The sequence below is a fragment of the Pseudarthrobacter sulfonivorans genome (assembly GCF_031454915.1).
Lineage (GTDB): Bacteria > Actinomycetota > Actinomycetes > Actinomycetales > Micrococcaceae > Arthrobacter > Arthrobacter sulfonivorans_C.
In genome coordinates, this window is the sequence record NZ_JAVDRS010000014.1 from 1 (window position 1) to 11,981 (window position 11,981).

General features: G+C 59.3%; 10 protein-coding genes and 1 pseudogene. 8 read left to right on the top strand and 3 right to left on the bottom strand.

Annotated features, from left to right (window positions below):
- Window positions 1-608: 608 nt before the first annotated feature.
- From J2808_RS22310 to J2808_RS21365, 4 genes are all read left to right on the top strand, one after another.
- The gene (locus J2808_RS22310) at window positions 609-1,346 is read left to right on the top strand and encodes an 8-oxoguanine DNA glycosylase OGG fold protein (protein ID WP_397428103.1); all 738 of its coding nucleotides are present in this window, start codon (window positions 609-611) and stop codon (window positions 1,344-1,346) included.
- 57 nt (window positions 1,347-1,403) lie between these two features.
- A complete protein-coding gene (locus J2808_RS21355) occupies window positions 1,404-2,462 on the top strand; it encodes an HNH endonuclease (protein ID WP_309820714.1) in 1,059 nt (352 codons plus the stop codon).
- Window positions 2,459-3,283, top strand: coding sequence for a hypothetical protein (locus J2808_RS21360; RefSeq protein ID WP_309820715.1), 825 nt, complete (start codon window positions 2,459-2,461; stop codon window positions 3,281-3,283). The genes J2808_RS21355 and J2808_RS21360 overlap by 4 nt, the downstream gene beginning before the upstream one ends.
- A gap of 252 nt (window positions 3,284-3,535) precedes the next feature.
- Window positions 3,536-4,213 carry an endonuclease NucS domain-containing protein gene (locus J2808_RS21365; RefSeq protein ID WP_309820718.1) on the top strand — a complete coding sequence of 226 codons (678 nt, stop codon included), beginning with the start codon at window positions 3,536-3,538 and terminating at the stop codon, window positions 4,211-4,213.
- 115 nt (window positions 4,214-4,328) lie between these two features.
- Here J2808_RS21365 and J2808_RS21370 read toward each other — a convergent pair whose 3' ends face one another.
- A complete protein-coding gene (locus J2808_RS21370; RefSeq protein ID WP_309820719.1) occupies window positions 4,329-4,613 on the bottom strand; it encodes a hypothetical protein in 285 nt (94 codons plus the stop codon).
- A 136-nt stretch (window positions 4,614-4,749) separates the two neighbouring features.
- Here J2808_RS21370 and J2808_RS21375 point away from each other — a divergent pair, with 136 nt between their 5' ends.
- The 3 genes from J2808_RS21375 to J2808_RS22315 all read left to right on the top strand — a co-directional run bounded on the left by J2808_RS21375 (window position 4,750) and on the right by J2808_RS22315 (window position 8,768).
- Entirely contained in the window at window positions 4,750-5,001 is a 252-nt protein-coding gene (locus J2808_RS21375; protein WP_309820721.1) for a helix-turn-helix domain-containing protein, read from the top strand.
- 1,038 nt (window positions 5,002-6,039) lie between these two features.
- Window positions 6,040-7,866, top strand: a complete 1,827-nt coding sequence (locus tag J2808_RS21380) for a hypothetical protein (RefSeq protein ID WP_309820723.1) — start codon at window positions 6,040-6,042, stop codon at window positions 7,864-7,866.
- Window positions 7,867-7,874: 8 nt separating this feature from the next.
- Window positions 7,875-8,768: an alpha/beta hydrolase gene (locus J2808_RS22315; protein WP_397428104.1), complete on the top strand. Its 894-nt coding sequence runs from the start codon at window positions 7,875-7,877 to the stop codon at window positions 8,766-8,768.
- A gap of 289 nt (window positions 8,769-9,057) precedes the next feature.
- Here J2808_RS22315 and J2808_RS22360 read toward each other — a convergent pair.
- Both J2808_RS22360 and J2808_RS21385 read right to left on the bottom strand, forming a co-directional pair.
- Window positions 9,058-9,159, bottom strand: a pseudogene (locus J2808_RS22360) (Lsr2 dimerization domain-containing protein); the annotation flags it as partial.
- A 121-nt stretch (window positions 9,160-9,280) separates the two neighbouring features.
- Window positions 9,281-9,925 carry a helicase associated domain-containing protein gene (locus J2808_RS21385; RefSeq protein ID WP_309820724.1) on the bottom strand — a complete coding sequence of 215 codons (645 nt, stop codon included), beginning with the start codon at window positions 9,923-9,925 and terminating at the stop codon, window positions 9,281-9,283.
- Window positions 9,926-11,272: 1,347 nt separating this feature from the next.
- On the opposite strand from J2808_RS21385, the gene J2808_RS22325 reads away from it, so the two are divergent.
- Complete coding sequence (locus J2808_RS22325; RefSeq protein WP_397428105.1) at window positions 11,273-11,482, top strand: HNH endonuclease; 210 nt, start codon at window positions 11,273-11,275, stop codon at window positions 11,480-11,482.
- Window positions 11,483-11,981: the final 499 nt, after the last annotated feature.

The following is an 11,981-nucleotide window of genomic DNA, read 5'->3' on the forward strand; positions in this document are numbered from 1 at the left end:
GGGTGGCAAGGCATTGACGGAGGGGCCGAAAGAATCGCAGTCGACCATCAGGGGCTGCCTTGGGTAGTCAACAACGCGGGAAAGATCTTCCGACGGGAACTTTAGAACCTAGTCCCGTCGATCCCCAATTGGGGTGCCCTGGCGGTTCCGACGGTTCCAACCCTTCAACGCTAACCCACCTCCCGGCTACGCGTATTGATAAATCAGTGGAAGCCAGCGGCTGTGGAGCGCTTGCGCGGCCTGGCGAGCGGTTCCTCCCCAAGGTACGGCAGGTTGAGCACGTGGCAGAAGTGGGCCGGCCCTCAGGGCGGCGTTCCGGAAGTGGCTGAGGTCAGCCTTGTGGGTATCGATTCCAATCCGGGGGTGTCGCTTACCCCTCCCACTGAATGGTTAGCACTCGAACAGCAATACCTCCTATACAGACCCAAATGACGTTATGGAGTTTTCCTCCTCCGTGCTGCCCGGTTGCTCCTGGATGGATAATTTTTGGTGCCGGTTTGGATTACCCTCTCATCCATCACGTGCTGCGTCGGCAAAATGCCAATTCAAGATAAGCGACACACGAAAAGTGACCTACAAATGCTGCACAAATCGATTAAGGTGGCCGTATGAATAAGCTTGACCCGTATGTTCCGCCGCCGGAGGCCTTGCGGGTGTGGATAGAGCAGCATCCTCGCGTAGAGGCGATCGATAATCACGGTTTTGACCTGAACCTTGGGTGGTGGAATAGCCGAATTTCGGAATCCCAGGGTGCCCCTATAACAGGCCGTTCAGGCGAAACGGGGCAGGGGTTCATCAGTCGAGGTGACATTTTCGCCCTTGCCGAGGCTGCTCGAGACGACGAGTCGGGGATCGGCGCCGTGCGGTTGTTCTGGCACGCGCTGGCGTGGGGGACTGGGACTAGTCACCGCAACTCTCCGCGGCGTATCGCGTCCGTCACAGCAAATGACTCAGTGGCACTCTTACTTCACCGCGCGTCTATCTTGTCGGCGACGGAACCGAGGGCGGCTTTCCGGCTTCTGAAGCCAGGGCGCAACGCGATCGCCTCCCTCGGGCCCAACTTCTTCACGAAGTTTCTTTACTTCGCCGGCGGTGGCGCCTTGGACCATCCATGCCTTATCGTCGACAACCGGGTGCTACGGAGCCTGCAACGGGAAACAGAGCGACCTCTGCTTGACCCTGATAGAACGACGAACTATGGCCCAGACGTACACGAGGATGCCCTGCACGTCATGAAAGTGTGGGCCCAAGAATTGTCCCATCCGGAACGGAGCGTGGGAGCGGACGAGGTCGAACGCTGGGCCTTCGCCACCGGGCGAAGAACTTCAACGATAGGCACGGCATAACGTGATTGCGCGACTGTTGTCCTTCCGCCGGGCACCTTCCTGGGGAGGACTCCTCGCGTGGCGTTGAAGGATCTTAACGACCGGCAGGCAGTACTCCGTGCCTTGGAGGAGTATGACAGGCTCAAACGTGTCCCCTTCCTTCGAACCTACGGATTCGGCACTGCGGATGAATACGTCCTGGCCCATGATGGGCGGTACTACGACTCCAAGGCCATAGTTGGCGTTGCCCACCTTTTCCAAAGCGGCGAGCTTCTTTCCAACTTGGCGTTTAAGGGCGGTAAGAAGGGTGCCGTACGGGCGCTGAAAGATATGGATTTTGAGGTCATTCCTCAGCGGCGCGGTTCGTTTGTGCTGCTATGGAACCCCTCGCTCTGGCACTGGGACGAACAACGACGGCTCGCCATCCAGCGGCGAATTTTGGCGGGCGGTACAGGGTCCGAGCCCTGGTCCACGGGAAGCCGCAAGAAAGACATTTCTAAGGGCGACCGTATTTTCCTGTTTCTCGTCGGCCAACAGGAGCGCGGGCTGGTGGCATCGGGGCACGCAGCCAGCAACATTTACTTCGACAAGCAGTGGGCGGCCGATCACCCGGAACCGGCACCGCACATCTCAGTGGCCTGGGACAAGCTCCTTGACCCGCCTGAGGTCCTTCCATGGGAGACCATTCAACGAACCGTGCCAGGTTTTCCAAACCGCTACCAAGGAGGAGGGGCCAGGCTTGACGGTCTTCAAACCCTCACGCTCAACGCGCTTTGGCAAGAACACGCCAACGAAGTTTCACTTGCCGCGTTGGGCGACCCAGCACGCCCCGAAGTAGCGGCCAGCTACTCCTACGCGATCGTTAAGCGCCGCAACCACCAACAGCAATTCCGAAATCTTTTGCTGGGCGCCTACGAACCCAGATGCACCGTGTGCGGTTTCGACCAAATAGAAATCCTGGAAGCAGCCCACCTGATCCCTGACAGCCAAGGCGGAGCCTCATCAGTCGAGAACGGCCGCCTCATGTGCCCCAACCATCACAGGGCCCACGATGCGGGACTTTTCCACTTGCAGCGCGACCGGCCGATCTGGACGAACGCGGAAACGGAATTTCTCGCACCGGCGCGGCCACTGTGACGGAGGTTCCTCAGGGAAAGCTCGATCCCGTTGCTATCCGCCGCGCCTGTGAAGAACTTCTTCAATTGCATCAATCCCAAGAAGTGATGACAGTGGCAGCCAGCGACTCGATGATGGCGCAAGTCCTGCATGGTTTGTGTCAGCAGGCTCTAAATCATTCGCGGGCAGCCTGGGCCGTCATTGATGCCGGCTTTCCCGTTGAAGCATCAGCTAATATTCGGACGGCGTTGGAACATGCCGTGACGGCGCAGTGGGCGTTCCTGACACCGAACGGCGTGGGCCATCTGGTAGACGGCGCCAAGTTCAAAGCTTCTCAGTACTTCGACTCCGCTGGCCTGCAGGTTGAATTGGGTCCGGCTGCCAAGAATCAGATAGCGGAATGGAAATCGCACCGCCAGCTACCGAGTTTCTCGGCCATCTGTGACGAACTGGACGGAACTCACAATCCCGATGTACCGAGAAGCGGACTCCTGCGCTTTGAATACGTCCGGCTCTCTCAAGCTATCCACGTTACAAGTAGCACCATCAGCGGGTACTTGCACGTCGACGAGCTTACGGGGCAGGCCGCATTACGTCAGCAGGCGCTTGAACGCTTTCCAGAGGCGAACATACTGGATCTTGGAATGGCCACAGCGATGGCATGCTGGATTGTTGAAAGTATCCGCGCGGAACCCAATCGCCTTGCTGACGTCGAACGCATTGCAGATGCAGCCAATATCCCTTCAACACTCGCGCAGGATTATCAGGAGGCAAGCGAGAAGAAGCGAAGTAAATCCAAGGTGCAGAGCCCCACGAGGGGCATGAAAAGGGGAGAGCGATGACGGCAGCATGGATGGTACGCCAGGGTGAAGGCGGCGCGTACGCCGAAGACATGATTGAGACCGGGTACATGGGAGTCGACTTCATCGGGGACCGCGACCTCGCCCCACACCTTGTCGATGGATACGACGCCTTCCGGCCACCCGTGACGGCGCTGTTCCACGAGACAAACCCCGAAGACGAAGCTCGCCGCGGGGCAGGCGGTCAACAGCCTGTGGCGTGCCGCCGCGGGCATTTCGGAAGGCGACCTCATCGTGGCGCCCAAGCCGGACCGGATGTACCAGCACGGCGTTGTGACCGGCGGCTACGAGTATCACCCCGGCACGGCATTGCCTCACCGGCGCCGTGTTGACTGGCGAGGCTCTTTCAGCCGGGATGAGCTGAGCGAGGCACTGGCCACGTCGACGAAGTATGTGGGGACGTTGCTGGAGCTGACACCTCACGCGGCCGAGCTGGCGACGCTGACCCAGCTGGGCGAACCGGCGCAGCCCATCGCCGAAGTCATCACCTCCGAGGTGCAGGAGCAGCTGGCGTTCCAGATGGAAAAGCAGCTAGAGGAGTTCCTGGTGCACAACTGGGCCAGCACCTCTCTCGGCCGGGAGTTCGACATCTACGAGGAAGACGGCCAGCCCGTCGGTCAGCAGTACCTAACGGACACCGGGCCCATGGACATCCTTGCCATCAGCAAGGACCGCACTCGACTCCTGGTCGTCGAGCTGAAGCGGGGGAGGGCCAGCGACGCCGTCGTCGGGCAAATCCAGCGCTACATGGGGTACGTCCAGGACGCCCTGCTCGAGCCCGGCCAGAGTGTCGAGGGTGTCATCATTGCCCAAGAAGACGACCTGCGGATCAGAAGGGCCCTGTCCATGGCACGGAGCATCCGGTTCATGAAGTACCGGGTCGAATTCCACCTGGAGTCCATAACCGCATAGGGGAGACTGCAAGGCCTCGTGGTTGCCCCTCCAGCCACCCTCTATGGCCGTGTTTTAGGCGGTACCGGGTTTCCTGCCACGAGTCTCGGGTGTCCAGCTTGTTCGAAATCGATCACTAGAGGGAGCTGCTGCCCTTCCACTCCTCCTGCGTCACTCGCCTGATGCTGGAGGAGTGTGCCCAGCCCATGTGGTATTTGCCGGCGGAGTCCAGCCACTCAATTAGGCCGTATGTATGCGTCCAGGCCACAGCTTTGCCGTAGATCCCGCTGACGTACACCAGGGGGCGACCGTACTTTGGGAAGTCTCGAATCGGGGCCGGGTCATCAATCGGCCGGCTCGCTTCGGCATCCATGCGAGCCAACATCCGCTCCGTGTCTTCCGGAGTGCCACCCTTGATCACCGGATAAGTATAGAACATACGTTCGAATGGGGTTGACGGTTGTCTGCGAAGGGCGCGCTGTGTTGCTGATGCGAACGCGAATAACAAAAGTGTGATGGGAGCCTGACAGAAGAGAGCCACATACTAGGATGGTTCGGTGTCTGACGAACCCATGAAGCACAGATTCCTGACGATCGAGCATGCAGCGGAAGAACTAAATGTTTCCGACAGTCAGATTCGCGCGCTTCTTAGAACGGGGGAACTTCGCGGAATTCAGGTAGGTGGCAGGGGAGTGTGGCGCATCGGGGTCAACGACGTCGAGGACTTCATCACTGCAGCGTATAAGCGCACCTCTGAGAGGATTGCGGTCGGGGACCTCAAGGACGACTCTGAAGCGACAGACTTTTAGCTGCAGGGGCAATGGTCGGCGCGTTTATCAGCCATCCTCCGTCAGCTCCGGCCGATTTGGATTACCGTCCAAAGCCCGCCGGACCTCCCGGAAGGCCTCGAACCGACGTTTGGCCCTGGCCTCCTTTACTGAGGGGTCTGGGTCGCGTAGGGCGGTCCTTCCCGGGTGGTAAGTCTCCACCGCGGTATACCGGGCGGCGACCCTCGGATGTTTGCGGGTGAAGCGCTTCCACAGGGTCTGGGCTTCGCCGCCCTGTAGGAGGACGACCTCCAGACTCGACATCAGCTCGATCAGCCTAGCCAGTGGCCGAGCCCTTCGGTGATTTGGGGACTTCGCAGCCCGGAGGACTGATCGTGCCGGTACCACGGGTAGGTATTCCACGGTGTGAGATCAGCCGCGACCACAACCAGCTCCGAGGGGTGTTTGGTCTTGAGTCAGAGCCTTTGGCCCCCAACGTAACCGTGGGCACCGTTCTTTGCCGTGAGCCCTTCAATGCCAGCGCAAGCCATCTCCTCAAACTTTTGCAGTCAAGGTTCCGGTCCGTCGTCTGCGGGAACCGTGACAAGCGGAGGGGAAGACACAATGGCCAGCTCGTCGAGGAGCGCCCGCCGGTCTAGCAACGGCAGATCGATCTATGCCATCCTGTCCCGCAACGCCAAAAAGACATCAAAGTCGACGAAGCATGGCGGAAGTTCGCGGACCAGAGCGGGGATCTTTGCCTTCCCGCTGAATGCTGCTCCAGGGCTTCGAAATCCGGCCGGCCCCGTGACCAGACCTTCGGCGAGTATCGAGCCAGATCCTCGCCATGGCGCGACGACAGCCCCGTCATGCTTGTGGACGCGACCTCCATTGACGGGCGAAGCCCAGAGGCAATCGTGGCGCTGGAGTCTGCCATGCATTTGGGTCGCCCCGGGGGTCGTGCTCTGCAAGCGTCACCTATTTCAGGGTGTGCCCACTGGACGACCAGAATCACCCAATGCGCCTTTTCTTTGTAAAGTCGTGGACGTTAACAGATCGGCGGGGGCCATAATCGACTTCATGGATATCAACGGCAAACCAGACGCCAAGTTCGATGACTGGCGATGGTGGTTGCAAGCGTTACGGCAATCCGTGGAGAGTGACACGATCTTCGATCCCCGGCTCACTCCTAGCCCGAGCATTGGAAAAACAGGCGTTGAAGGCCAACAACGGGTGCCCGCGGAAGCCATAGCCACAGTGGTCCAGGACTTCCTTGAACAAGGGAAAGCGTTGCGTATTCGCGGCGCACATATTTCTGGGCACCTTGGCGTCACTCTCCGTCCCGACCAAGGTTACTTATCGATTACAGAAAGCAATTTCGAGCATCCCGCGCACTTCCATCCCCGCCAGAAGAGCCATCAAACCCATCTGTCTGGCCTAAATCTTGCAGGGAACCGCATGCAGGGACTCCGTATCGAGGGCGATTTCGGGGGAAGTCTTATTCTGGCAGACGCAAAAGTTTATGGTTCGCTCCTTATAGGGCCGTCCGAGATCCGAGGCGATCTTGTTCTCGATGGTATTGACGTCTGGGGCAACGCGCGCCTGAATAACTTAGAAATAGAGGGGTTGGCCACAATTCAGGGCGCGAACCTTAGAGCGGGGTTAATCGCCCACGGTGTCTCGGCCTCGTTATTGAATCTGAGCGACTCCACACTGCGCGGTGAGCCGGCTCTCGCGCTGCATCAGTGCGTATTCCCAGGGAAATACTTTGAGGAAGATCACGCGCGGGACGACAGAGGCATCACTGGCACGGTTAATCTGAGGAACGTCGAGACTGCGGGCAAGATTAGTATCTGGCACACGCGAGGCGAACGACTCGACCTGTCTAATGCCACACTATGCGCGAACGAAGCGGGTGCTGACCGATTTGCGATAACGCTGGATAGCGATGCGGAGAAGTCGACAGCGGACGACTGGCATTCCGACTATACGTACATGGAGCCAAATCGGAACTCAAGTTTTCGGAAGATTTCGGCAGATGGACTGATAATCGCCGGTCAGGTTGATGCAGCTGCGCATGGGGTTCTGGGGCCATCGATTGACGGACGAAACCAGGTCTTGAGGGGATGGTCGCGAGTCGTCGGCAGTACGTTCGCGAGTTGGCCGATCGTATTGGTCACGGCCCTAGTCGTTTTCGCAGTGCTTTGGCTCTCTGGCCCAGTTTCGGTAACAGACCCGGTCCTTACAATCGGCGGGGGACTCTTCATTGCTGGTGTAAGCGGAGTCATGAGTTGTGCCGTGCTGGAAAACCTCAAGAGGCTGCTTCGTCTCCGAGGTCTTTATCAAATGCTTACGTTTCGAACGTGGCTGAACCATAGAGTCGGGAGCCGTGCTACCGGGCTTCGCGCTTACGTTGAATTCATCATTTTGACGGGAGCTACCTTTTCACCGTATCTTCCAGTGGGCATCAAGCCAACCAAGAGGCATACACACGCCTTGGCAAATCTGCGATTGTTTGACCTTCCTATTGAGCAATTGGCGGCCCAACTTTTCGATGTGACGGAAACTGTCCTGCGCAACCCCAAGAAGTACAGGGCTCTCTGTCGGGCAATGGCAGGCGTAGATTATCCGATCAATCACCCCGACGAGACAACGGTCGCAGAGTTCGACGCGCGGGCTCGCCGAAGCGTTGACCACATGCAAATCACTATCGGTGATGGGTGGCGTCGTTATCTGGTGGGCGCCGCGACTGGACTTAGCGGGGGCGTAGGAATTCTCCTTGTCGAAATGTACGAAGTTCCATGGCTGGATCCTCGGGCGACGGTGCTCCTTTCCACCTTCATAGGCGGTTTTGTAGCGTGGCTGACTCGAGACCTGGCCGTTGGCCTTTCCAAATTGCGTCGGTAGGAATTGAGATGGAAGAACTAACCCTGCGTTCGAGCACTATTGGACGTCCTGTGGCGACCAGCGTCCAGTCTTTGAATGGTCGGATTGCTTTCGGTAGTACGCCGCGGGTCGTTCTTCTTGTGCATGGTTTTAACGTGTCCGAAGAGAGTGCCCGGAAGGAGTTTAGTCACCACGAAGCGAATATTGCCTCAGTTCTGGGGCCGCTAAGCGGCAGTTCACGATTTGGGGCAGTTTGTGCTCTTCACTGGCCCGGTGACCATCCAAACGGAGGCCTTATTTCGGCTGCGTCCTTCCCTGCGAGAATTTCTGATGCGCAACTTTGCGGAGAGCGCTTGGCACATTTTTTGAGCACGTTGCGGCACGATCAAGAGGTGATCCTCATAGCTCATTCCCTCGGCGGGCAAGTCGTGCTCAACGCCCTGTGGTGGATTCACGAGATGACGCGCCAGGGGCGGTTTGTAGGGGCTAATGTCACTCACGCCTTCCTCCTGGCTCCCGCTGTTCATGTGAGTATGTGCGCCCCAGGGCAACTCTGGGGCGAGCGCCTCTGCGAAGAGCACGTCTTCTATTCGTCGAGAGACCTGGTTCTCAAATTGCTCTTCGGCCCGGGGTCGAACACATACACACCCGTAGATTCCCCGGCCGTCGGGCAGAAAGGAGAACCTCTTGACGATCGCTGGTCGTGCCGGCATCCGACTCGACTCGGACACGGTGGTTACTGGAGATCCCGCGAGGTGGCAACTGAAATAGTAAAGGCTGTTGTGGGCTACGCGCCGGTTCGATTTCTCCCCGAATTAGGAAACAGCGATCAGGGTTCACTTGTTGATGAAAGATCTCGGGCCTCAAGAGACCTGAACAGCCGGCGACTCCCCACGCGCGACCTACCTCGGCAGTTGAGGTGAACCGTAACGCGATACCGCCCGAAGGCTCCAGCGCTTGGGTATGATTCCCCCTAAAGACGGACTCGTCGTTGACGGGAGGACGATCAAGATTTCGCGGTCCCATTGGTGGGGTCTCTCCGGTTAGTGGACTGCTTCGTAGTGGGCCAGGGTTTCTGCTTCCACCCGGCAAGCGGTTGTTCACCGGGATGCCTTGTTCCTGCGCCCATGACCGGACCTCCACGGTGGTGAGGCCGTCACCACGGGGCGCCGGCTTGCGCCTGGCAGATGTGGTGGAGCGCTGCTTCCGACCGGCCTGGATGCACGGGCGAAGAGCAGAGCGCAATCCGTCAGCGTGTTCGGCGTTCAAATCAATGTCATAGGCGACCCCGTCGAGCTGGAAGCTCACCGGCTCCTCGACTTCAGACTGTCAAGGTCATCTTCCACGACAGTAATCACTCTCGTAGCCAGCCAAAGACACTGCCAGCGCCCTCGGCGAGAGGGATGTGCTAACGGCCGGTGGGATGTGTCTTCTCTTACCGGCGGCCGCGGGCGCGGCCCGTCCGCCAGCCGGGGATTACGGCGTCCAGTTGGGCTTCTTTGGTGGGGTCCAGCCGGCCGGCCCGGTGGCCGATGCGCTGGACGTGCAGCCACACACCCAGGACGCGTTCTTCCTTGATGTCGGTCTTGTTGTGCCGAGGCCAGTCCTTGCCGCCGGCCCTGTAGCTGGCCACTTCGGCCAGCCGTTGCTTCCAGCGCGACTCGTCATTAGCCTTCTTCGTCGATGGGTGGTGCCATCCCGGGATGACGTCCAGGCCTTCCTTGTAGATTGGGGAGAGGACCCCCTTGGCGGCTTCCTGCCGGCGTCGGTGAAGCCAGACGCCCAGGGCCCGTTCCCTGGCCGTGGCAGCCGAGGTAGTGGGCAGCCGGCCCTCTGTCCTATATAGGGCCAGGATGTGTTGCAGGTTCTGCCGCCCCGCTGCAGTGATCCGGGGAGGGACAAAGGCCGCCTCGCGGTGCTCGTCCCTTATCGAAGGCTCCAGCCGTGCCGCGATGACCAGGTGATAGCGGACAGTAGTCTCGGCCATCCCGGCTCCAGCGGCAATCTTTGGCGTCGTGATGCCTTGCCGGTACATCTGCACCCACTCAGGGTCGGGTGCTGTCCTGTGCTCCTTCGTCATTGCCTGTTGATACCTCCCCTTGGCTGTTGGGCTCGTTTCACTCAGTCATACGATGCCGGAGGAAAGCAGCCGTGAGGACCAGAACGTACGGCCAGCCCGATCATCACACCCGAGACGAGCACGTTCAGAACAGACAGGATGCCATAGAATCCCGCGGTATATACCGATTACCCCCAATGGCGTGTGTTCGCTTTAGCCCACTAGTCTTCATAGCAGCTGGAGCGGCGACGGGGAACCTGCGGGCCGTCTGCGAAGGGATCGGCGAAGGCGCAAGTCATTAATCCTCCGCCTCGCCAGAGATGTGCTGACATGACAATAGAGCCAGAATAAAAGGGTTAGCATAGCGTCACCATGCACTGTTGGCTTGAGCCGCAGCTCTCAAGGAAGGCTCACACCGTGACGCGGTTATCCGATTTGTCTAATGCCGCAGTTGCTGCCGCGATCTCTGAGTTCCAAGACGTTGGGCGAGAAGCTTTCCTGTCAAAGTATGGGTTCGGCGCGAGCAGAGACTACTTTCTGATTCACGACAATCTGCTGGTTGATACGAAGCCGCTAGTTGCCGCTGCCTATGGGATTCGACACCCTGATCGCGGTCCGCTCAAGCCGGGGGACTTCTCAGGAGGCATCGGCGGCGCCGTCGCGGTCCTGAGGCGCATGGATTTCCGTGTGGGCACACGAGCGGAGTTCTACCCGCCGCGGCTGGGCGCCGAGTTCGGTAGCCGCACTCAGGTATATGAGGCGTTTGGCGGCGACAAAGTAGCCGGCATCGTTTGTTTTCCTGGTGAGACTGTCGTCAATGTGTTCTCGGATGCAGACGGCCCATATGCTGATGACCCCCCTACTCTGACTGCTCCGTTCGGTTACCGAGGCCAGGGGCTGAGTGGGCCCCAGCGTGTACACACGGGCGGGAACTTACGTCTTGAACGTGCGCGTGTTAACGGCGAGGCCGTTCGTTTTTGGTATCGACCGCGGGGCGGAAGTTTCACTTTTTTGACCTGGGCGGTGGTGTTGGGCCGTTCGTGGATCGCCGGTGTCGGCGCGGACGGTGTATCTCGCCCCGAGCTGGACTGGCAGCTCGAGCCGGTGCCCGGCCCTGCTCCTGACGAATGGCCGGCTGAGGTCGTTGCGTCTTTACAGGACTCAGCAATAACGACTGACGATGATGCGAACGTTCCAGAAGCTGCCCCTACGACAACGTACGTTGAGCTTATTGATCGGATAGAGGGGCGGGGCCAGTCCCGGAGACCAACTGGTGTCGTTCGGACGGATTATGCCCGTAGCGCAGCTGCTCGTAGGGCTGTCCTAGTTCGGTCAAAAGGGCTCTGTGAGGGGCCGGGTTGTACGGGGATGCCGTCGGAGCCCAATCGTGGGGGCGAGCCGATCCTTGACGTCGATCATGTGCAGGACCTGGCAAGAGGCGGCGAGGACCATCCGAGGAACATGATAGCGCTTTGCCCTAACTGCCACGCAGTCAAAACCCGAGGGGCGAATGAAGCGCAGCGGCGCCGTGTACTGGGACGAGTAGCGCAGGCTGCCCACGCTGCGATGGGACTCTGAGGGGCGCATTACTGACCTAAATGCGCTGCCGGAAATGTTAGTAACCGCGCACAAGGGCACTAAGAGAAAAAAGAGTCGCGCAAGCGGCGAAGAAACTGCCTACCAACATTCCTGGTGCCGCCGTGCGTCCCATGAGTTCGGACCTACTGCAGCCCCCTGGGATCGCTCCGCGCTCGCAACTCTGTTATGTGAACGCCTTCACCTAAGTTGCCCCACCGCATCCCATCGACGTCCTGCACGGCTTAGCCTCCCGAATAATCTAGCCAGCTCCTGGTCACCAGCTAATTCAACCGGCTGCTGGACACCGGCGGCCGCAGGTTTAGCCATGCTTGAATCAGGCAAGGGCACATAGGATCACAACGGCCTTTGCCCAGCTGTGTAACAGACGGCGCAGATGCAGTCCTGGCGGACAAGGCGTAATAGCCCTATGTCGCCCGGGAGCTGCATTAAGCTGATACAGGCTGCCGCGGGTGCGCAGGGGGAGCAACCGAATACAGGA

Excerpts from the sequence above, each read along its gene's own strand:
- J2808_RS22310 (WP_397428103.1), top strand. The coding sequence starts at position 609 with ATGAATAAGCTTGACCCGTATGTTCCGCCGCCGGAGGCCTTGCGGGTG.
- J2808_RS22325 (WP_397428105.1), top strand. The coding sequence starts at position 11,273 with ATGCCGTCGGAGCCCAATCGTGGGGGCGAGCCGATCCTTGACGTCGAT.
- J2808_RS21380 (WP_309820723.1), top strand. The coding sequence starts at position 6,040 with ATGGATATCAACGGCAAACCAGACGCCAAGTTCGATGACTGGCGATGG.
- J2808_RS21385 (WP_309820724.1), bottom strand. The coding sequence starts at position 9,925 with ATGACGAAGGAGCACAGGACAGCACCCGACCCTGAGTGGGTGCAGATG.
- J2808_RS22315 (WP_397428104.1), top strand. The coding sequence starts at position 7,875 with ATGGAAGAACTAACCCTGCGTTCGAGCACTATTGGACGTCCTGTGGCG.